Raw genomic sequence first — 19420 nt, 5'->3', positions numbered from 1 at the left:
GGCGTCGGCTCGCTTGGCGTTTGCCTGAGTGCCGTCTTGCTGGTTGCCGGGCGGTGGCCCGCGTCACGCTAAAGGCGTCTTCGTTCGGCTCGCAACGCACAACAGATCGCGAACGATTTCATCGAGCGGCGTGTCCGCGCCGAATATCGCCGCTACGCCCTGCGCTTTCAGTGCTTCGCGATGCACGTGCGGAACGATGCCGCCTACGACAACAGGCGCTTCGACGCCCCGCGCGCGCATCGCGTCGATGAGTGCCGGCACCAGACTCAAGTGGCCGCCCGCGAGCGTCGAAACACCAACGATATCGGGCGAACGCAGCGCGGCCCACTCCGCAGCCACAGCCGATGTCATGAAATGCGGGCCGATTTCGACTTCGAAGCCCGCATCCGCGAGCGCAGCGGCGACGACACGCGCTCCGCGGTCGTGACCGTCCTGGCCGAGCTTGAGCATCACCAGGCACGGCGCGCGCCCGCTCTCGCGGCGCCAGCGTGCAACAGAAGCCTTCACTGCCTCCCACGCCTCGTCTCCCCTGCGGTTATCTCCATACGCACGGGCATCGCCGCTCAGTGCCGCGGTCCAGCGCGGCCAGACAAGTTCCAGCGCCGCCGTGCATTCACCAACCGTTGCGCGCGCACGAATTGCCGCTATCGTCGCGGCCAGCAAATTCCCCTCACCGGTACGCGCGACCAGCGTGAGCCGCTCCAGCGCGACACGCACACGTTGCGTGTCGCGGCCCTCGCGCAACCGGCGCAATCGATCGCACTGAAGCGCGCGCACCATTCGTCCATCGACTTCGTGGCTGCCGCTCTCTTCATCTGCGTTGGAGCGAAAACGGTTGACACCCACCACCACGTGTTCGCCCGCGTCGATCCGAGCCTGAGTGCGCGCGGCGCCCTGATGCACACGTGCTTGCACCCAGCCCGAATCGATCGCGGCGATCACACCGCCGTGGGCATCGATTTCGGCAATCAGGGCGCGCACGGCGTCCGCAGTGCGTGCCGTGAGCGCCTCCATCAGATAAGAACCGGCCCATGGGTCGACCACTTCGCACAAACCCATCTCGTGCTGAAGGATCAGTTGTGTATCGCGCGCGAGAGTTGCTGCGTCCTCGCCGGGCAGCGACAGCGCCTCGTCCCAACCATTCGTATGCAAGGACTGCGTGCCTCCGAACACTGCCGCCATGGCCTCGACGGTGGTGCGCACGATGTTGTTGGGCGCGCGTCGTGCCGTCAAGGTCGATCCGGCAGTCTGGCAATGCATGCGCAACTGCATCGCGCGCGGCTCGCGTGCACCCAGCGATCGCGCCAGTTCCGCCCACAGTACGCGGGCCGCACGCAGTTTCGCGATCTCGCCGAAGAAGTCGCGCCCTGCCGCGAAGAAGAAGCTCAACTGGCGGCATACGCCATCCACTTCGGCGCCGCCTTCGACCACCCGCCGCACGTACTCTCGCGCATTCGCGAGCGTGAGCGCGAGTTCAAGCACGCTGTCCCCTCCCGCTTCGTGAATGTGATAGCCGGAAATCGACATCGCATTGAAATGCGGCATGTGATCGAGCACGTAGCGCACCACGTCCGTCGCGATCCGCATCGAAGGCTCCGGCGCGAAAATATACGTGTTGCGCACCATGAATTCCTTGAGAATATCGTTCTGGATGGTCCCGCGTAACCGCATCGCATCGATACCCGCCTCCTCGGCCGCGACGATGAAGGCCGCGAACACCGGCAGCACGGCGCCGCTCATCGTCATCGAAACGGAGACCCGGTCGAGCGCGATGCCGTCGAACAGGCGAGCCATGTCCTCGACGGAGTCGATGGCGACTCCGGCCAGGCCCACATCGGCGGCAACGTCGCCGTGATCGGAGTCGTAGCCCCGATGGGTCGGCAGATCAAAGGCGATGGAAAGCCCTGTTGCACCCGCCTCCAGCGCGCGCCGGTACGCGAGGTTTGACGCGGCCGCGTCGGCACAACCCGCGTATTGCCGGATCGTCCAGGGCCGCCCGGTGTACATGCTCGCATGCACGCCACGCAGATAGGGATACTCGCCCGGCCGTGCGTCGAGCCACGGCACGCCTTCGAGATCCGCGGGCGTATAGAGCGGCTTGCGCGGCAAGGATGCCGTGTCATTCATGCGACCACCTTTTGTGCGTGACGACATCGGCAATGCGCACGCCATCCCCCGCGCGCGCTATCGAGCACCAGTGCGAAAGACCGTCGTGGCCGGCATGGCGCGCGCCAAACGAAAGCGTCAGACGGTCTCCCACGTTGGCGTTGCCGTAGAAAGCCATGTCCCGCTCGACGAGACACGGCGGCGCGGATTGCGGCGCCGAGCGCCAGTGCCATTCCGCGCGCTCGACCATCGACTGGAAGCTGGCAAAGTACAGCAGATGCGCGCCGTTGAAATCGAGTGACGGACATGGCAGGTACTCCACGACATGCTGTGTGGCGTGTTGCATCCGGTCGAGCCGTCCGTGACGCGTCCAGTCGCCCGTGCGAAAGCGCTTCGCCTGGGCCGCGAGTTCGCCGGCGCCGGGCGGCGTCACGCGTTGCGGCGCACTGTCGAACATCGCTCTGCATACCGAACGATTGTCACCACTGTGCTCACGGCGCACGAAAGTGGAGATCATCTCGACACGGGCGATCGCGCTCTCGGGTGTGAACACGCGAAAGACACCGAAATGCCTCGCGTGCGCGATGCGCTGCACGTCTGCTTCGATGGCGAAGCGTTGATGCTCGCCCACCTCTTCGAACCGCGCCTCACGCACGCGGATCGCCGTGAACGCGGCATACGACTTCTGCCCTTCGTCGTCGAAGAAGTCCGGTGTGGCGAACCCCGCCTGGCCGGCCAGCGCGTTCCAGTGCAACTGGCCGCAGGTGCGCAAAAGCCACTGCTCCGAGAGCCCCGCGAAGGCCAGCTCGGGCATGCCGGCGACGTAGTGCGTGCGCGACCCGGCCGGCGTCTGCGTCCGTCCGGGCGAGGGCGCGGTCTCACGCCGCGCGCGCATCGGGCCTCGCCTGCGCAACGATCCGCTCCGCGAGATACGAGGCGTCGCGTGCAACGCCCGAGAACCGCCCCGAACCCCAGGTATGCAACCACGGCAGCCCGAGAAAATAAAGGCCGCTCTGCGCCGTGACACCACGCGTGTGGCCCGGATATCCACGCCCGTTGAACACCGGAAGGTCGATCCAGCCAAAGTCCGGCCGGAAGCCGATGCACCAGACGATACTGCCGATCCCACTCGCCGCCAGATCGAGCAACTCGCGCTCCGCGTGCGGCTTCCACACCGGCTCGTACGCCTCGCCAGGCGGCGCCTGGATGCCCTCCTGCGCGATGAAACGATCGATCGACGCGTTGATGCGGTTGTAGGTCTCGTCAGCGCTGTCGAGATTTGCGCGCAGGTTCGGCGCGAATCGCAGCATCCCGGCCGTGTAATCTTCGAGCGCGCCGTAAAGCGCCATCCCTTCGCGGGCGAACTTGCGCAGGTCGATATCACGGCCGCCGTCGCGCCCCGTCACATAGTGATTGGTGTTGTCGCGCACGCCCTCGCGCAAGGGATGCTCCTCGACCGGCATGTCGTAATACTTCATGTCCGCCAGCCAATCGACCACGTCACGGCCGCGATAGAACCGCGCACAGCGCGGGGCCTCGCCCACCGCGAGCACCACCTTGCGACCCGCCAGATGCAGGTCCTCGGCGATCTGCGCGCCCGACTGTCCCGAACCCACCACGAGCACCGCGCCTTCGGGCAGCGCGGCCGGGTTGCGGTATTCCGACGACTGGATCTGGGCGATGTGGGCGGGCAGCCGTTCGGCCATGCGAGGCATGATCGGCGTGTGATAGCCACCTGACGCCACGACAACCTGGTCGGCGCTCAATACGCCGTCCGATGTCTGCACGAGAAAGCCGCCTTGCGGACGGCGCGCAACGCGCGTGACGGCCACGCCTTCGCGAACGGGCGCATCGACGTGCCGGGCGAAGCCGTCGAGCCAGGCGATGATCTCGTCCTTCTTCATGAAACCGTTCGGATCGTCGCCGCGATACGGATAATCCGGCAACGCGCACTGCCAGTTCGGCGTGACGAGGCAAAACGCGTCCCAGCGCTGTTCGCGCCAGGTGTGTGTGACGGTGCGCTTTTCGAGCACGACGTGATCGATGCCGGACTGCTTCAGGCAATAGCTCATTGAGAGACCAGCCTGACCGCCGCCGATGATGGCGACGCTGAAATGGGCCTTGGCGGCGGGCGCCTGAATGGACATGAAAATCTCCTTGTGCGATGGTCGCGGCGGGCACACTGCCGCGATGCTGTGATTCAATCGACGCTCACGACGGTCACGCGCGCGGCCGGTTGCGACCGAAAGGGTTGAGCGGTGCGCTCGATCGCGTCCCACTGGTCGAGCGCGGACGAACACGCGTAGCCGAACTTCTGGCGCACCCGCTCGGATGCCGCGGCTAGCGCATCACGTGTGGCACCGAGAAACGCGTCGAGCGGATACTCGCCGGGGCGCAGATAGTCTCGAATGACACTCGATGGCGAGTAGCAGCGCGCCTCGGTGCCGTCCGGCCAACGCACGACGAAATAAGTGACTGGCATGGATACCTCCTGTTCGAGTGCTAGAAGCGCTTGTCGGTGGATAAGGGGGACTCAGCGGAATCAGCGGACACCACGGACTCGCACGCCGCCGGGGCGAACGCCCGGGTCGCGCGACGGTCGGCGGGTACGATGAAGGGCTGTGCGTCGAGCCGCCAGACATTTCGCGTCTCGCCATGCCAGCGCACGTCCACCGAGGGCTCGGACTGCATCTCCCCGATGTCCGCGCAGGCGATGCCACGCGCCTCGAAACGCGCAATCACCTCGGCAACATGCTCCTCACGCACGCTCAGCAGGTAGCCATAGCTGGGGAAGATCTCCACCCAGCGCTCAAGCGGCACGCCTTCGGGCTTCGGCAGGCGGGCCAGATCGAGCGTGACACCCACACGCGAGCACTCCGCCAGCATCATCGCGGTGCCCACGATGCCGGCCATGCTGATATCCTTCGCCGCCGCGCATAGACCGTCCTCGGCAATCTGCGCGAGCAGCGCAAGGTCGCCGCGCAGGCGTTCGGCGGGCGCCTCGGTGGCCGCATTCCAGTAGGGATACGGCTCGACGAATGCACCGCGCAGATCGACCGCCATCAGCAGCCTGTCACCCGCGCGCGCCTCGAAACTGGACAGCAGGCGCTGCGCGCGGCCAAGAATCGCCACCGCGAGTTGCGTGCGGTCGCTGCGCGCGTTGCTGTGTCCGCCCACAATGGGCACGCCGAGCTGCCGCGACGCTGCGGCCATGCCTTCGAGCACCTGAGCCGCAGGCTCGATCCCCTGGCTCCAGATGACGTCGACGACCGCAATCGGGCGCCCGCCCATGGCGCACACATCGCTCACGTTCACGAGCACCGAGCAGTAGCCCGCGAACCACGGCATCGCTTCGATCAGGTCGCTCACCATGCCTTCGGCGGCAAAGAGCAGATAGCCGTCGCCATCGGGAATCGCGGCGCAGTCGTCTCCGGCGGCCATGACCACGGACGCGTCATGGCCCGCATCGAGCGCTGCGAGCATCGGCGCGATATCGGTCTTGTGCGCGAGACCGCGACTCGCCCGGATCGTCTCCACGATTGCGTCGAGCGTCATGCGGCCCTCCGCTGATCGACAGGGAAGCCGGCATAGGGCGTCGCGCACGGTGGATAATGCGCGAGATCGGCCTGCATAACGTGATGGGCACGTCCGAACGCAATCACCTCTTCAAGCGTGCGCCAGTGCAGGCGACGAAAGAGCGGCGCGTTCTGCGCCTGCACGGATGCGAGGAACCTTGTGCAGCCGAGCGCGTGGGCACTGCTCACGGCAAGACGAATAAGCGTCGCACCGATGCGCCCGTGCCGGCGATAGTCCGCGCGCACGGCAAGCCGCGAGCCATACCAGGTGGAAGCGTCGACAGGATCCCGATGGATGCGCACGGTACCCACCACGCGGGACGCAGCCCCCTGCGTGCCTTGCACGGCGACGAGCAGTTGTGCCGCGGCGTCGATCTCGTCGTGGTCGTCGCCCTCGAAAATGCCCTGTTCCGTGCAAAAAACCGCCTGCCGGATCGCCAGCGCGCCTTCGCGCTCCCACGGTTCACCGGCCCAGCGCACGACGATTTCGTCGTCGAAGTGGCTCACTGCGTTCATGGCGTCACCTTTTCGAACGACGAGAGCGTCGAGCATGCGCCGCACTTGCCGCACCCCGCCTTGATGTCGTCGGCACGCAAACCGGCTTCGCGAACCATCGCACCCAGCGGTGCGAGAATCGAGCGCATGAATTCGGGCGTGGGTGGCGCGAGGTCTTCGAGGGGGGTTCCCGCGATGGGGACGAACGGCACCACGAACGGATAGACGCCGATACGTACGAGTTGCTGCGCGGTGTCGAGAATGCGTTGCGGCGTGTCGCCCAGGCCCGCGAGCAGGTAGGTGCTCACCTGGCCGCGCCCGAACACGCTCACGGCCGCTTCGAACGCCTCCATGTAACGGCTCACGGGCACCGTTGCCTTGCCGGGCATGATGTGCGCGCGCTCCGCCTCGCCGAGCACTTCCAGGTGCATGCCGAGCGTGTCGATGCCCGCCTCCCGCATGCGTCCGAACCAGCCGTCGTCGTCAGGTGGCTCGCACTGCGCCTGGATCGGCAGATTGACCGCGCGCTTGATCGCGCGCGCGCTCTCGCAGAGTATGGCTGCGCCGCGGTCGGGCGTGGCCGGCGTGCCGGTCGTGAGTACCATGTGCCGCACATTGTCGAGCAGCACCGCGGCGCGCGCGACTTCCGCCAGTTGCTCCGGCGTCTTGTGCGCGACCGTGCGCCCCGCCGCGAGCGACTGCCCGATCGCGCAGAACTTGCAGGCCTTCTTGCGGCTCTCGTAGCGGATACAGGTTTGCAGCACGGTGGTGGCGAGCACGTCGGTGCCATGCAGCGTGGCAATGTGCGAGTACGGTACGCCATCGAGCGTTTGCAGCTTGTAGAAGCGCGGTGGCTTGGCGAAGGCGATCTGTGCAACCGGTATGCTGCCGCGTGTGAGCAGGCTCGTGCCGTTCGCGTCCGGCGCGTTGGCGACGAAGGCGGACTGGTGCGCGCTGTGCGTATGCACCGGCACCATCAGCGCGACGCCGTCGATCACCACGGCCTTGTGGTCGGATGGACCGGCCCCACCGCGCCGCGACAGGCCCTCGGCATCGGGCTCCGCGAGCCGCAGGCCGCTCGATTGCAGCTCAGTCAAGAGTCGCAGACTCGATTCCGGTAGATTGACGCTGGCATTCATCGTGGAAGCTCCATGAAGCGGTGACGCTCGTGTCGTCGAGAGAGAAAACAGGCGTGGCGGCACGCTCGTTGATTGCGAGGCTCAGCAGTTCGGGCCGCGCATAGTGACCGACCGAATCCATCATGCGTTTGCGCTTGGTGATGAGCGCCATGTCCAGATCGGCGATCACCATGCCTTCACCTTCGCGCAGCGGCGGGGCCAGGTGCTGGCCCTCGGGCGAGACGATGGCCGCGTTGCAGCCGCCGCGCAGCGCTTTTTGCAGCTTGGGGTCGCTGGTGATGGAAGCGATCTGGGCGTCGCTGAGCCAGCCTGTCGCGTTGACGACAAAACAGCCCGACTCCAGCGCGTGATGGCGGATCGTGACTTCGATCTGCTCGGCAAAGATTGGCCCAACCAGCGAGCCCGGAAACTGGCTGCAATGAATCTCTTCGTGCTGCGTCATCAGCGCGTATCGCGCCAGCGGGTTGTAGTGTTCCCAGCAGGCGAGCGCACCCACGCGCCCCACGGCCGTGTGCGCGACCTTCAGGCCGGCCGCATCGCCCTGCCCCCAGATCATGCGTTCATGGAACGTCGGCGTGAGCTTGCGGCGCTTCACCTTGATCTGGCCATCCGCATCGAAAATGAGTTGCGTGTTGTAGAGGCTGCCGTGATCGCGCTCGTTCACGCCGAGCACGATCACCATGCCGTGCTCGCGCGCAAGCGCGCCGACGGTTTCCGTGACAGGACCGGGTATCGTCACCGCCTGCTCGTACAGCCGCAGATGCTCCGCGCCCGACTGCACGGGCGGCAGCACGAACGAGAAGTACGGGTAGTACGGCAGAAACGTTTCGGGAAACACGGCCAGTTGCACGCCCTCGCGCGCGGCGCTGACGATCGCGTCGCCGACGCGCGCGAGCGTGCCCGTGCACGATTCGAGATCCGGCGCAATCTGCACGGCGGCGGCGCGAACGATGCGGTTCGTGGATTGGATCGACATGGCGATACCCGTGTGCGCTCAGACAGTCCAGGTGTCGATCACGAGCGCGTTCGACTTGCGATGCAGCAGTTTCAGGTCGAGCACGTCGAGCGGATTGATGGGCCGCACGCCTTCTATCAGCGAGGCCTCGCCGTGGCCGTAGAGCGCCTGTAGCGCGAAACGGCACGCGTAGACCTTGCCGCCCTCGGCCATGAACTTCATGATCTGGTTGTTGAAGTTCAGATGCCCCGGAAACGCTTCGGCGCCGAGCGTCGGGAAACCACGCTGCACCCCCAGCATCACACCGGGACCGTAGAGCAGAATCGAAGTTTCAAAGCCCTTGCGCTGCAACCGCGTGGCCTGAAGCATGTTGACGAAGCCAATGGAGCCTTCGAACGCGACTGTGTGGAACGTGACGAGCGCTTTCTCGCCGGGTTCCGCCTTGACGTCCTCGAACACCTTCTCCTCATAGTCGACGAGAAAGTCGCCGGTCTTGTGGGCGGGCGTGGTGATGGCGGGCATGATGTGACTCCGTTGAATGATTGAGGACTGTGACCGACCCGTGGCCGGCGCCTCTCTTTTTGCAACGGCTATGCCATCTGGCGGCACGCGTCATGCAATCAATACCCAATCAATTCGACGTGCCGCGAATGATCCACGCAGATTTTTTTCGTGAAGTGCGTGCCCCCCCCTTTCGCGTGACATGGCGTGCAAACCGCATGAAATGGCTCACGCCCTGGTGCTGGGCAATATGCAATCACTTTCGGTGCATGCGCGCATCAATTCGGATCATTCGATGCAATCACTCACAATCAATTGTTTATTTTCCGCCGTCGATTCTCACTAGAATGAATGAGCCCATCTTCACCCGATCGCACGCGCACGCTCCATGTCGAATTTCACCGCTCACTGGCTGAAACGGCTCGCCGAAAGCGACAAGCCCGTTTATCAGACCATTCCCGATCTCATCGAAGAGGACGTTGCGAGCGGCCGTTTGCGCCCGCGTGACCGGCTTCCCGCGCTGCGAGATCTCTCCGATGCACTCAAGATCAACTACACGACGCTCGCGCGCGGCTATGCCGAGGCACGCAAGCGGGGCCTGATCGATTCGCGCGCGGGCAGCGGATCCTATGTGCGCGGCCGGCCACCGGCCGTGCCGCTGCGCGCGGGTACGGCGCTGGAAATGACCATGAACATGCCGCCCGAGCCGCCGGACATGAGGGCGCTGCTCGCGGAATCGGCGGCACGGATCGTTGGCGCGGCCGACCCGTGGTCCATGTTGCGTTATCAGGATTTTGGCGGCTCGCAGTTCGAGCGCAGCACGGCCAGCCAGTGGCTGCGCCACACGCTGCCTTCGCATCGCCCGGATGGCTTGCTGGTCTGCCCCGGCATTCACAACGCGCTTGTTGCGCTGCTGCTGCGGCTCGTGAAACCCGGCGAAACGATCTGCACCGATTGCCTGGCCTATCCCGGCCTGAAGGTGATCGCGAATCAACTGGGCATGCCGCTCGCCCCGTTGCCGCGCGACGAGGACGGCATCAACGCCACGGCGTTCGAAGCGCTCTGCAAGACTCGCAAGCCCGGAGTGCTTTACTGCAATCCCACACTTCAGAATCCGACAACGCGCACGCTCTCACAGAATCGCCGCGAGCATATCGCCGATATCGCGCTGCGCTATAACGTGCCCATCATCGAGGACGACGCGTACGGCATGCTCTGCGAAGCGCCGCCCGTGGCGCTTGCAACGCTCGCGCCCGAACTCACCTACTACGTGACAGGCATGTCGAAGTGCTTCGGTGCGGGATTGCGTGTGGCGTTCGTCGTTGCACCGAGCGCGCGCCATGCCGAGCGTCTATCGGGGGCGCTGCGCGCGACCACGGTCATGGCGAGCCCTTACATGTCGCATCTCGCCGCGTGCTGGATCGAGAGCGGGGTGGCTCAGCAAATGCTTGAAGCCATTCGCAACGAGTGCATGGTGCGCCAGCAAATTGCGGCGCAGGTGTTCGCTGCACGCGAGTTCGAAGCGTCGAAGGACTGCTTTCACCTCTGGCTCAAGGTCCCGCGCGAAACGGGATGGAGCGCGTCGGAACTCGCTTCGCATCTGCGCACGAAGCAAATTGGCGTGGTGTCCGGTGCGGCGTTCAGCACCGACGGGAATCCACCCAACGCCGTACGCATCTGTCTCGGCGGTCCCAGCGACGCGCTGGGAATAGAAGAGTCACTGCATCTCGTCGCCGACATGCTCGATCATCCCGATCATCTGCATTCGCCGTTGCTATAGAGGACACCTCAATCGAGCAGAACGCCGTGTATCCGGTTCATGGTAGCCGTGCGTCCGGTGCGATGCCGATAAGCGAAACCTCGTTCATGGCGCTCTCCTCTATCGTCAACCGAACTGTCTATCGTCGAACGGCCACTGAAGGTCCAGCGCAGGCGTTGCGCCCCGCTCAATCCTTGCGCATTTCGTTGCCGGCTTCCTTGAGACACTCCACGAACAGTTGCCCGGCGCCCTGAAGCGCGTCGGCACGCCAGTACGCAACCACCTCGGTCAACGGTTCGAGCGGCGCCAGCGGCAGGATGCGCATGTGGCCGCGCATGGCGTGCTGGCGCGCCGTGGAAAGCGGCAGGATCGCGACGAATTCGCCGTGCGTGAGCAGCGTGACATTCAGCGAAAGCGAACTCGATTCGACGTTGCTCGCGCCCGGCACGATGCCGTGCGACGAGAGCGTCTCGATCAGCGTCGCATAGGCCGGCGAGCCGTGCAGCGGCGTGATCCAGCGGCAGTTGCGCAGGTCGTCCCACTCGACGGCCTGATCGACCTGCCCGAGCGGATGATGGGCGCTCGCCACGAACACGAACGGCTCGCTATGGAGCGCTTCCTGGCGCAACTGCGTTTGCGCGGTCGGTATGCGGTTGCGTCCGATGGCGATGTCGAGTTCGCCCTCGTCGAGCATCTTGATGAGCCGGTCCAGCGTGCCTTCGACGAACGACAGCGACGCCGCCGGCGCGCGGCGAAGAAAGAGCTGCACGGCATTCGCCGTGAGCGGCTCGGGAATCGTCACCACGGCGCCAAAGCGCACGTGTCCGCCCGTGCCCGTGGCGAGCGCGTTCACGTCGCGGCGCGCAAGTTCGAGATGGCGCAGTATCTCGCGCCCGCACGCGACGATCACCGTGCCGATGGCGGTCAGTTCGAGCGCATTGCCGACCCGGTTCACGACGCTCACCGCCATTGCCTGCTCGATCTCGGCGATCTGTCTGGAGACGGCCGGCTGCGTCACGTGAAAAGCCGCGGCCACGCGCGTGACCTGGCCAAGATCGGCCAGCGCGACGAGGATGCGCAAGTGCGCGAGCTTCAGTCCGCTGCGGAAGAACCGGTCGATGGGCGCGTCGTTTTGCATAGGGGTTTCCCGTATCCGGTATACCAATTTGGTTATGTGCGATACCGAAAGAGTGATTTGCGGCAGTCCATCGCGGGCGGCTACTCTTGCGCTTCAGGCTCGTCGCGAGTTTTACATGCAGGCGAAGCATAACAAAGCCGGCAGGTGAGAACGCCACACCGGCGCACTGGAGACACCATGAGCACCCAGCCATCCGGCGCGAACGCCACATCGGCCGCCTGCGCCGATGTCGCCGCCGCGGCGCACGCGCATGCCCACCCCGCCACCGATCCCGCGCGCCTCGCCCTCTACCGCAAGCTCGCGCGGCGCATCGTGCCGTTTCTCTTTCTGGCGTTCGTCGTCGCCTATATCGACCGCGTCAACGTCAGCTTCGCGAAGTTGCAAATGCTCGCCGACCTGCAACTCAGCGAGACCGTCTACGGTGTCGGCGCGGGCATTTTCTTTCTCGGCTATTTCATCTTCGAGGTGCCGAGCAATCTGATCCTCAATCGCGTCGGTGCACGGCGCTGGATCGCTCGCATCATGATCTCCTGGTCGATCGTGTCGAGCCTCACGATGTTTGCGAGCGGGCCCGCCTCCTTCTACACGCTGCGCTTCCTGCTGGGCGTGGCGGAGGCCGGCTTCTTTCCGGGCGTCGTGCTCTACCTGTCGAACTGGTTTCCTTCTACACGGCGCTCGCAGATCATCGCGCTCTTCATGGCGGCGATTCCCGTCTCAGGCGCGATTGGCGGCCCGCTGTCCGGCTGGGTGATGGTCCATCTGGGCGGCGCGCTCGGGCTTGCGGGCTGGAAGTGGCTGTTCGTTGTCGAAGGCCTCGCTTCGCTGCTCGTGGGCTTCGCGGCGTTCTTCATGCTGCACGACCGGATCGACTCCGTGCGCTGGCTCGACGCCGCCGAAAAGTCGCTGCTCACGGCCGACCTCGCCCGCGACGCGCACACGCGCGTCGAACAAACGGTGGGCAGTGCGTTTGCGAGCCCGCGCGTCTGGCTGCTCGGCCTGCTCTACTTCTGCATCGCCATGGGCAACTACGGCCTCGCCTTCTGGGTGCCGACGATCATCAAGGCGAGCGGCGTCGCCAGCGTGAGCAACATCGGCTGGCTTTCGGCCGTGCCGTCACTCATCAGCATCGTGGCGATGGTGGCGATCGCGCGGTACGCCGATCGCCGTGGCGAGCGCCGCCGGCCGGTGGCGATCTGCTGCGTGCTCGGTGCGTTCGGCCTGCTCGCCTCCGTCCTGTTCGCTGCGACGCCGGCCGTGGCCGTCGCCGCGCTGGTGGTCGCCGCCATCGGCATCAATTCGATCGCGCCGGTGTTCTGGGGCATTCCGACCGCGCTGTTCGGCGGCGCGGGCGCCGCCGCGGCCATCGCCGTCATCAATTGCACGGGAAATCTCGCGGGTTTCGTGAGCCCGTTCCTCGTCGGCTGGCTGTCCGATCTGAGCGGCGGCAAGCTGCTGCCGGGCATGCTCGCCATTGCTGTCGCTCTGCTCATTGGCGCAGCGCTCGTGCTGACGCTGCGAGCCGCGCCGCCGCCTCAAGGGGCGGCTGCCGGCAGCCACTGATTCACCGCCTGGTTCAAGGAAATCAACATGACGCAAACCGCAGCTCCGGTCTGCATGATCACGGGTGCCGCAAGCGGCATCGGCGCCGCCACGGCCATTCGTTTCGCACGCGCGGGCTGGTCCGTCGCCATCGGCAACTTCGACGACGCCACGCGGCCCGGCGCGTTCGCCATCGAGGAGCAATGCCGCACGCTCGGCGTGCAAACGCTGATGTTCGACGCCGACGTTGCCGACGCCGCCGCCTGCCGGCGCGCTGTCGACGCCGTGGCAACGCGCTGGCAGCGCATCGACGCCCTCGTCAACTGCGCGGGCACGACGCGCGTGATCCCCCATCACGCGCTCGACGACATCGACGCCGCCGAGTTCGAGCGTATCTATCGTGTGAATACGATCGGCCTCTTCCAGATGACGCGCGCCGCCGCGCCGCTGCTGCGCGAATCGGCGAGCGCGACGCGTAGCGCGAGCGTCGTCAATATCTCTTCCCTCGCGGGCTTGAACGGCACCGGCTCGTCCATTGCCTACGCCGCCTCGAAAGGGGCCGTCAACACGATGACCCTCTCGCTCGCTCGTTCGCTTGCGCCGCGCGTGCGCGTGAACGCGATCGCGCCGGGCATGGTCGACGACGGCCTGTTGCTGCGCTCGCTCGAACCCTCGCAATATCGCGAAGTGCTCGGCCGCATGACGGAGAACTCGCCGCTCAAGCGTGTCTCGCAGCCCTCGGAAATCGCCGATCTCGCATTCTTCCTGGCCGACCAGGCGCCCGCGATCACCGGCCAGGTCATTGCGGCCGAAAACGGCTTCTTGCTCGTGACCGCGTGACCCGGGCGAAATCGCCCAATCCATTCTTGCACGTTGCGCATGCAACGAATCGACATCTCCACGATACGACCATGACCGATCTTCACAAGCACCGCTCACGGATGGTGACCGACGGCGTCACGCGCGCACCGCATCGCGCGTTTCTGCGCGCGACCGGGCTCGACGACGCCTCGATGCAAAAGCCCTTCGTCGCCATCGTCGACACCTTCGGCGAGAACACGCCCTGCTCCATGTCGCTCAACCAGGTTTCCGACAATGTTCGCCTTGGCGTGGCCGCGGGCGGCGGCGTGCCGATTCGCGGCACGGCGATCTCGGTTTCGGACGGCACCTCCATGAACCACGCGGGCATGCGCATGAGCCTCGTCTCGCGCGAAGTGATCGCGGACAGCGTGGAGTTGTTCGTGCGCGCGCACGGCTACGACGCCATCGTCGGCGTGGCCGGTTGCGACAAGACGCTCCCTGGCATGCTGATGGGCATGGTGCGCGTGAACGTTCCGGGGGTGTTCCTGTTCGGCGGCGCGATGCTGCCCGGCAGCGCACCGGGCGCGATTCCCGGCGGCGCGGGCCACGGGCTTCAGCGTCAGGCGACCATCCTCAATGCGATCGAGGCCGTGGGCGCCGCGCAGCGCGGTGACATCTCGCGCAGCGAACTCGACGCCATTGAAAAGCAATGCACGCCGACAGCCGGTTCCTGCCCCGGCCAGTTCACCGCGAACACCATGGCGATGGTGGCCGAAACGCTGGGGCTCGCGCCGCTCGGCTCGGCAATGGTGCCCGCCGTCTACAGCGAGCGCATCGGCATCGCGCGGCGCGCCGGCGAGACCGTGATGCGCGCCTTGCGCTCGGGCGGCCCGCTGCCGCGCGACCTCGTCACCGTGAAGAGCCTGGAGAACGCCTGCGCCGCCGTGGCCGCGACGGGCGCCTCGACCAACGCCTGTCTGCACATCCCGGCGATCGCGCACGAGGCGGGCATCCGCTTCACGCTCGACGACGTCGAACGCGTGTTCGCGCGCATTCCCTTGATCGGCGACCTGCAACCGGGTGGCCGCTATCTCGCGCAGGATCTCCATCACGCGGGCGGCGTGCCCGCCGTGCTCAACGCGCTGCTAACGGGCGGTCATCTGCATGGCGACACGCTCACGCTCGAAGGCACGACGCTCGCGCAAGCGCTTGAACAATTCAGCGGCCCCGACGGCGAAGTGGTGCGTGCCTGCGACGCCCCGCTCTCGCACAACGGCGGCCTCGTGATCCTGCGCGGCAACCTCGCGCCTGACGGCGCGTGCCTGAAGATCGCGGGCCTGAAGTCGCTGACGTTCACGGGCGTCGCGCGCATTTTCGAATGCGAGGAGGACTGCATGGCGGTGGTCGCGGCGCGAAGCTATCGCGAAGGCGACGTGCTGGTGATCCGCAACGAGGGGCCGCGCGGCGGCCCCGGCATGCGCGAAATGCTGAGCGTGACGGCGGCGATCTACGGTCAGGGCATGGGCGAGAAAGTCGCCCTGCTCACCGACGGCCGCTTCTCCGGCGCCACGCGCGGCATGTGTATCGGCTACGTGGGGCCCGAGGCGGCCGAAGGCGGCCCGATCGCGCTGCTGCGTGACGGCGATCGCATTCGCATCGATGCGCGCGAGGGCGTGCTGCACGTCGAGCTTGCCGACGAAGAACTTGCGCAGCGCCGTGCGCAAATGCCCCCGCACAAGCCGAAGCGACTGGCCGGCGTGCTCGAAAAGTATGCGGCGCTCGTGCGGCCCGCGCATCTGGGCGCGGTCACGCATTCGGGCAACCTCGATTGGCCCTACGACGCCCCCACGCATGGAGACACCGTATGAGCACCACTTTGCAAAGCGAGCAAGCTGCGTTGAGCGTGGGCTTTTGCGGACTGGGAAAGATGGGGCTGCCAATGGCCAGGCGTCTCGTCGAAGCGGGGTATCACACCGCGCTCTGGAACCGTTCCGCGGAAAAGGCGCACACGCTGTGCGCGACGACGCAGGGGATGTCCGCCGTTGGCGTCACGCCTGCCGACGTGGCCGCGCAAAGCGACGTCGTCATGCTGTGTCTCGCCGACCATGCGTCGGTCGTAGAGGTCGCCTTCGGCCCGCAAGGGCTCGCGCACGGGGCGAGGCGCGGCGCAATCGTCGCGGATCATTCGACCATGGCGCCCGCGCAGGCCCAGGCACTCGCGCGGCGATGGCGCGCTGAAACGGGCGGCGCGTGGATCGACGCGCCCGTCTCCGGCGGCACGGCCGGCGCGACGGCGGGCACGCTCGCGGTGATGGCGGGCGGCGACGCCGGGCACATCGCCACCGCAACCGCGCCGATGACGGCCTACGCGGCGCGTGTGACGCGCATGGGCGAGAGCGGCGCAGGCCAGGCCACCAAGCTCGCGAACCAGGTCATCGTGATGACGACCATCGCCGCCATTGCGGAAGCCACGCGGCTCGCGCAGCGCACCGGCATCGACGCCGCGAGCATACCCAGCGCGCTCGCCGGCGGATGGGCCGATTCCGTCCTGCTGCAAACGCTGCAACCGCGTATGATCCTCGCGCCCGTGCAACCGAGCGGCACGATCCGCACGATGCTCAAGGACCTCGACGCCGTCGAGGCGTTCGCATGCGCGCACGGCGCGGCGCTTCCCGTCGCCGCGCTCGTGCGCCGCTGGCTCACGCGAGCCGTCGAACAAGGCCTGGCCGACGCGGACATTTCGCAAATCGCGACCGTCGACCCCGACTAGCCCTACTCATCGTTCATCGACACCAAAAAAACACGGAGACAAGCATGCCAACCCTCGAATCGAGCACCGCGCTCGGCGCCTCCAGTGAACGCCTCAGCGCGAGCCAGTGGCGGCTGATCATTCTTGCCAGCCTCGGCGGCGCGCTCGAATTCTATGATTTCGTCGTCTACGGCGTGTTCGCGCAATTCATCGGCGCGGCGTTCTTTTCGATGCTCGACCCGATGATGTCGCTGGTCATGTCGTTCGCCGTGTTCGCCATCGGCTATCTGTCGCGGCCCCTGGGCGGCGCGGTCCTGAGCTGGTTCGGCGACCGCTATGGCAGGCGGCGCGTGTTTATCGTCTCCGTGATCGTCGTTTCGCTTTCGACGATCGGCATGGGTCTCGTGCCCACCTACGCAAGCTGGGGGCTTGCGGCAACCTTCACGATGATCGGCCTGCGGCTCATCCAGGGCTTCTGCCTTGGCGGCGAGCTGCCCGGCTCGATCACCTATGTGGTCGAAACGGTGCCCCGGCGGGCGGGCTTCGTTTGCGGCATCGTGTTCTTCTGCGTGAATTCCGGCGTGTTGCTCGCGGCGCTCATGAACCTGTTCGTGCACGCCGCGCTCGCACCGGCCGACGTCCCCGCCTATGGCTGGCGCATTGCGTTCGTGTTCGGCGGCCTGATCGGGCTGCTGGGGTTCTGGCTGCGCCGCAAGCTCGAGGAAACGCCCGAATTCGCGAACATGAAGCACCTCGCCTCGAAGCGCCCGTTCACGGAATTGTGGCGCAAGCATTGGCGCGCCGTGGTGTGCGGCATTCTCACCACGGCCGCCACCGCGGGCTACAACGGCCTGCTGTTCGCGCACATGCCGGCCTACCTCGACAAGGTGCTCCATTACGATCCGCACACCGTCGCGATCGCGCAGAATGTTGCGCTCGCAACGGCATCGATCGGCATCCTGATCGTGGGCTATCTCGGCGATCATGTGCCACGGCGGCTGCTGATGCGCGCAGGCGCGCTGATTCTCGTCGTGCTGTCGCTGCCGTTCTACTCGGTGCTCGTCGCGCACGGCATGGACCTCGTCACGCTGATGCTGCTGGGCGGGCTGGGCGCTGCGCTGATCAACGGCACGTTCGCCTGCATCATCGCCGACATGTTCCCCACGCGCGTACGCTTTAGCGGCGTGGCGATCGCGTTCAATCTCAGCTTTACGATCTTCAGCGGCACGGCGCCGTTGATCGGCACCTGGCTGATCGGCAAGATGGGCACCCCTCTCGCTCCGGCCTGGTTCATGACGGCGTGCGCGCTCCTCACGTTCGCCGCGACGTTCGCACTCAAAGGGTTGAGCGGGAAGATCGGCGTGGCCGAGTGAAGGCCTCGCCGCAGAATCGGCACCGTCAGTGTGTATGGACGAATGCCGAGCCTATGGAGCGCCTCGACGACGCGAGGGGCAGCCGCAGGTCGACCGCATCGGTGATCGGCGACACCGGTGCGGGTCGGTTGCGGAGCCGCTCGATCGAGTTTCCGGGCCGGCGCTTACGGCGCCTTCGCGAGCTCGGCGTCGATCGCGCTCACCAAAGCGGCGTCGTCGGCACTCACGTTCGGTGCGAAGCGCCCCACCACCTTGCCTTCGCGGCTCACCAGGAATTTTTCGAAGTTCCACAGCACGTCGGGGGCGGGATTCGGTTCGATACCGTACCCCTTCAGCCGCTCGCGGAAAGGACCGTCACCCGTGGCTTGCGGCTGTGCCAGGGTCAACTCGTGATAGAGCGGATGCTGGTCCGCGCCGACGACCGAAATCTTCGAGAACAACGGAAACTCCACACCGTAGGTCGCGGTGCAGAACGCCAGAATTTCTTCATTCGCGCCCGGCTCTTGCCCCTTGAAGTTGTTTGCGGGAAACGCGAGGACTTCCAGACCGCGCTCGCGCTTGTCTTTGTAGAGCGCCTCCAGGCCCTCGTATTGCGGCGTCAGCCCGCACTTCGAAGCCACGTTCACGACCAGCAGCACCTTGCCCTGGAAGGGCCGCAGGGTCGTGGGCGTGCCGTCGATCGCGTTCACGGGAATGTCGTAAAGCGTCGTGCTCATGTCTAGCTCCTTCTGGTTTGAACCGGTCGATGCGATGTTCGAAGGCACGGTTGCCCCCGATATCGTCGCCAAGCATAGCAGGGGTAAGAGACAAGCGTAGCGCGGGCAGCGGAGCGCAAGGAGCGACGGGTTTGCGCAAGGTGACGTCTCGCGTCGTGCGGACTCGACCCGCTGAAGGGGCCCTCGATGCCGCGAATAGAACAGGTGCGAAGCGCTTCGCGCATGCGCACCGGCAACGTCGCTCCGCACTGCGGCAAGGTCAAGCAGACAGCGCGTGGTTGGCTGTTGCGGCCTGCGGCCGGTAATTGCCCGGCCTCGCGCGCTTGCCTGACACGAGGCCTTCGGACCCATGTTCGCGCAATCGCGCCGCCCGCCGACGAATCTGGCGAGTCGTCAGCCCGAAACGTTCTGCGGCGCGCGTGAGCGTGAGCCTGCCGTCCACCACATCCTGAATGGCCTTGAATCGGTCAACTTCACGCATCGTCATCGTGATCGTCCCAGTCGCGCTCATCGCCGGCGCTTCCATGTGGATGTCCGACACTCGACCTGCACAAAACGCGACATTTCCAGCCAG

General features: G+C 66.0%; 18 protein-coding genes. 6 read left to right on the top strand and 12 right to left on the bottom strand.

What is annotated here, in order from left to right; all coding sequences use genetic code 11:
• Positions 1-63: 63 nt before the first annotated feature.
• Genes scpA through C7401_RS23460 form a run of 9 tightly spaced genes read right to left on the bottom strand, consistent with a single transcriptional unit; the run spans position 64 to position 8792 of the window.
• Positions 64-2127, bottom strand: a complete 2064-nt coding sequence (scpA, locus tag C7401_RS23500; protein ID WP_181565663.1) for a methylmalonyl-CoA mutase — start codon at positions 2125-2127, stop codon at positions 64-66.
• Positions 2120-3001, bottom strand: coding sequence for a Pnap_2097 family protein (locus C7401_RS23495; RefSeq protein ID WP_258397196.1), 882 nt, complete (start codon positions 2999-3001; stop codon positions 2120-2122). The genes scpA and C7401_RS23495 overlap by 8 nt, the downstream gene beginning before the upstream one ends.
• A complete protein-coding gene (locus C7401_RS23490; protein ID WP_112173797.1) occupies positions 2985-4253 on the bottom strand; it encodes an MSMEG_0569 family flavin-dependent oxidoreductase in 1269 nt (422 codons plus the stop codon). Before C7401_RS23490 ends, C7401_RS23495 begins: the two co-directional genes overlap by 17 nt.
• Before the next feature lie 53 nt (positions 4254-4306).
• Positions 4307-4588 (bottom strand): MSMEG_0570 family nitrogen starvation response protein, encoded by a 282-nt coding sequence (locus C7401_RS23485; RefSeq protein ID WP_112173796.1) that lies wholly within the window; start codon positions 4586-4588, stop codon positions 4307-4309.
• Between the two features lie 20 nt (positions 4589-4608).
• The gene (locus C7401_RS23480) at positions 4609-5661 is read right to left on the bottom strand and encodes a sll0787 family AIR synthase-like protein (RefSeq protein WP_112173795.1); all 1053 of its coding nucleotides are present in this window, start codon (positions 5659-5661) and stop codon (positions 4609-4611) included.
• Positions 5658-6197, bottom strand: coding sequence for an MSMEG_0567/Sll0786 family nitrogen starvation N-acetyltransferase (locus C7401_RS23475; RefSeq protein ID WP_112173794.1), 540 nt, complete (start codon positions 6195-6197; stop codon positions 5658-5660). The genes C7401_RS23480 and C7401_RS23475 overlap by 4 nt, the downstream gene beginning before the upstream one ends.
• A complete protein-coding gene (locus C7401_RS23470; RefSeq protein ID WP_112173793.1) occupies positions 6194-7315 on the bottom strand; it encodes an MSMEG_0568 family radical SAM protein in 1122 nt (373 codons plus the stop codon). The genes C7401_RS23475 and C7401_RS23470 overlap by 4 nt, the downstream gene beginning before the upstream one ends.
• Positions 7266-8291 carry a Nit6803 family nitrilase gene (locus C7401_RS23465; protein WP_112173792.1) on the bottom strand — a complete coding sequence of 342 codons (1026 nt, stop codon included), beginning with the start codon at positions 8289-8291 and terminating at the stop codon, positions 7266-7268. Before C7401_RS23465 ends, C7401_RS23470 begins: the two co-directional genes overlap by 50 nt.
• A gap of 18 nt (positions 8292-8309) precedes the next feature.
• Positions 8310-8792, bottom strand: coding sequence for an MSMEG_0572/Sll0783 family nitrogen starvation response protein (locus tag C7401_RS23460; protein ID WP_112173791.1), 483 nt, complete (start codon positions 8790-8792; stop codon positions 8310-8312).
• A gap of 367 nt (positions 8793-9159) precedes the next feature.
• Here C7401_RS23460 and C7401_RS23455 point away from each other — a divergent pair, with 367 nt between their 5' ends.
• Positions 9160-10551, top strand: a complete 1392-nt coding sequence (locus tag C7401_RS23455; protein ID WP_112173790.1) for an aminotransferase-like domain-containing protein — start codon at positions 9160-9162, stop codon at positions 10549-10551.
• 166 nt (positions 10552-10717) lie between these two features.
• On the opposite strand, the gene C7401_RS23450 is transcribed toward C7401_RS23455, so the two are convergent.
• Positions 10718-11668, bottom strand: a complete 951-nt coding sequence (locus C7401_RS23450) for a LysR family transcriptional regulator (RefSeq protein WP_112173789.1) — start codon at positions 11666-11668, stop codon at positions 10718-10720.
• A 177-nt stretch (positions 11669-11845) separates the two neighbouring features.
• Here C7401_RS23450 and C7401_RS23445 point away from each other — a divergent pair, with 177 nt between their 5' ends.
• The 5 genes from C7401_RS23445 (at position 11846) to C7401_RS23425 (ending at position 18130) form a co-directional block, all read left to right on the top strand.
• Positions 11846-13228: an MFS transporter gene (locus C7401_RS23445; protein WP_112173788.1), complete on the top strand. Its 1383-nt coding sequence runs from the start codon at positions 11846-11848 to the stop codon at positions 13226-13228.
• 27 nt (positions 13229-13255) lie between these two features.
• Positions 13256-14047 (top strand): SDR family NAD(P)-dependent oxidoreductase, encoded by a 792-nt coding sequence (locus C7401_RS23440; protein ID WP_112173787.1) that lies wholly within the window; start codon positions 13256-13258, stop codon positions 14045-14047.
• Positions 14048-14118: 71 nt separating this feature from the next.
• Positions 14119-15876 carry a dihydroxy-acid dehydratase gene (gene ilvD, locus C7401_RS23435; RefSeq protein WP_112173786.1) on the top strand — a complete coding sequence of 586 codons (1758 nt, stop codon included), beginning with the start codon at positions 14119-14121 and terminating at the stop codon, positions 15874-15876.
• Positions 15873-16778, top strand: a complete 906-nt coding sequence (locus C7401_RS23430; protein WP_112173785.1) for an NAD(P)-dependent oxidoreductase — start codon at positions 15873-15875, stop codon at positions 16776-16778. Before ilvD ends, C7401_RS23430 begins: the two co-directional genes overlap by 4 nt.
• A 44-nt stretch (positions 16779-16822) precedes the next feature.
• On the top strand, positions 16823-18130 hold the full coding sequence (locus tag C7401_RS23425) for an MFS transporter (protein WP_112173784.1): 1308 nt from the start codon (positions 16823-16825) through the stop codon (positions 18128-18130).
• A 164-nt stretch (positions 18131-18294) separates the two neighbouring features.
• Here C7401_RS23425 and C7401_RS23420 read toward each other — a convergent pair whose 3' ends face one another.
• A complete protein-coding gene (locus C7401_RS23420) occupies positions 18295-18846 on the bottom strand; it encodes a glutathione peroxidase (protein ID WP_112173783.1) in 552 nt (183 codons plus the stop codon).
• Positions 18847-19105: 259 nt separating this feature from the next.
• Complete coding sequence (locus tag C7401_RS23415; protein WP_146757980.1) at positions 19106-19372, bottom strand: helix-turn-helix domain-containing protein; 267 nt, start codon at positions 19370-19372, stop codon at positions 19106-19108.
• Between the last annotated feature and the right edge of the window lie 48 nt (positions 19373-19420).

This window comes from Paraburkholderia unamae (genome assembly GCF_003268775.1).
GTDB classification, from domain to species: Bacteria; Pseudomonadota; Gammaproteobacteria; order Burkholderiales; family Burkholderiaceae; genus Paraburkholderia; species Paraburkholderia unamae.
Note: the sequence above shows the minus strand (reverse complement) of the source record. Positions and strands in the feature narration are given on the sequence as shown.

Coding starts and splice junctions, on each gene's coding strand:
- scpA (WP_181565663.1), bottom strand. CDS start 2,127: ATGAATGACACGGCATCCTTGCCGCGCAAGCCGCTCTATACGCCCGCG.
- C7401_RS23495 (WP_258397196.1), bottom strand. CDS start 3,001: ATGCGCGCGCGGCGTGAGACCGCGCCCTCGCCCGGACGGACGCAGACG.
- C7401_RS23490 (WP_112173797.1), bottom strand. CDS start 4,253: ATGTCCATTCAGGCGCCCGCCGCCAAGGCCCATTTCAGCGTCGCCATC.
- C7401_RS23485 (WP_112173796.1), bottom strand. CDS start 4,588: ATGCCAGTCACTTATTTCGTCGTGCGTTGGCCGGACGGCACCGAGGCG.
- C7401_RS23480 (WP_112173795.1), bottom strand. CDS start 5,661: ATGACGCTCGACGCAATCGTGGAGACGATCCGGGCGAGTCGCGGTCTC.
- C7401_RS23475 (WP_112173794.1), bottom strand. CDS start 6,197: ATGAACGCAGTGAGCCACTTCGACGACGAAATCGTCGTGCGCTGGGCC.
- C7401_RS23470 (WP_112173793.1), bottom strand. CDS start 7,315: ATGAATGCCAGCGTCAATCTACCGGAATCGAGTCTGCGACTCTTGACT.
- C7401_RS23465 (WP_112173792.1), bottom strand. CDS start 8,291: ATGTCGATCCAATCCACGAACCGCATCGTTCGCGCCGCCGCCGTGCAG.
- C7401_RS23460 (WP_112173791.1), bottom strand. CDS start 8,792: ATGCCCGCCATCACCACGCCCGCCCACAAGACCGGCGACTTTCTCGTC.
- C7401_RS23455 (WP_112173790.1), top strand. CDS start 9,160: ATGTCGAATTTCACCGCTCACTGGCTGAAACGGCTCGCCGAAAGCGAC.
- C7401_RS23450 (WP_112173789.1), bottom strand. CDS start 11,668: ATGCAAAACGACGCGCCCATCGACCGGTTCTTCCGCAGCGGACTGAAG.
- C7401_RS23445 (WP_112173788.1), top strand. CDS start 11,846: ATGAGCACCCAGCCATCCGGCGCGAACGCCACATCGGCCGCCTGCGCC.
- C7401_RS23440 (WP_112173787.1), top strand. CDS start 13,256: ATGACGCAAACCGCAGCTCCGGTCTGCATGATCACGGGTGCCGCAAGC.
- ilvD (WP_112173786.1), top strand. CDS start 14,119: ATGACCGATCTTCACAAGCACCGCTCACGGATGGTGACCGACGGCGTC.
- C7401_RS23430 (WP_112173785.1), top strand. CDS start 15,873: ATGAGCACCACTTTGCAAAGCGAGCAAGCTGCGTTGAGCGTGGGCTTT.
- C7401_RS23425 (WP_112173784.1), top strand. CDS start 16,823: ATGCCAACCCTCGAATCGAGCACCGCGCTCGGCGCCTCCAGTGAACGC.
- C7401_RS23420 (WP_112173783.1), bottom strand. CDS start 18,846: ATGAGCACGACGCTTTACGACATTCCCGTGAACGCGATCGACGGCACG.
- C7401_RS23415 (WP_146757980.1), bottom strand. CDS start 19,372: ATGGAAGCGCCGGCGATGAGCGCGACTGGGACGATCACGATGACGATG.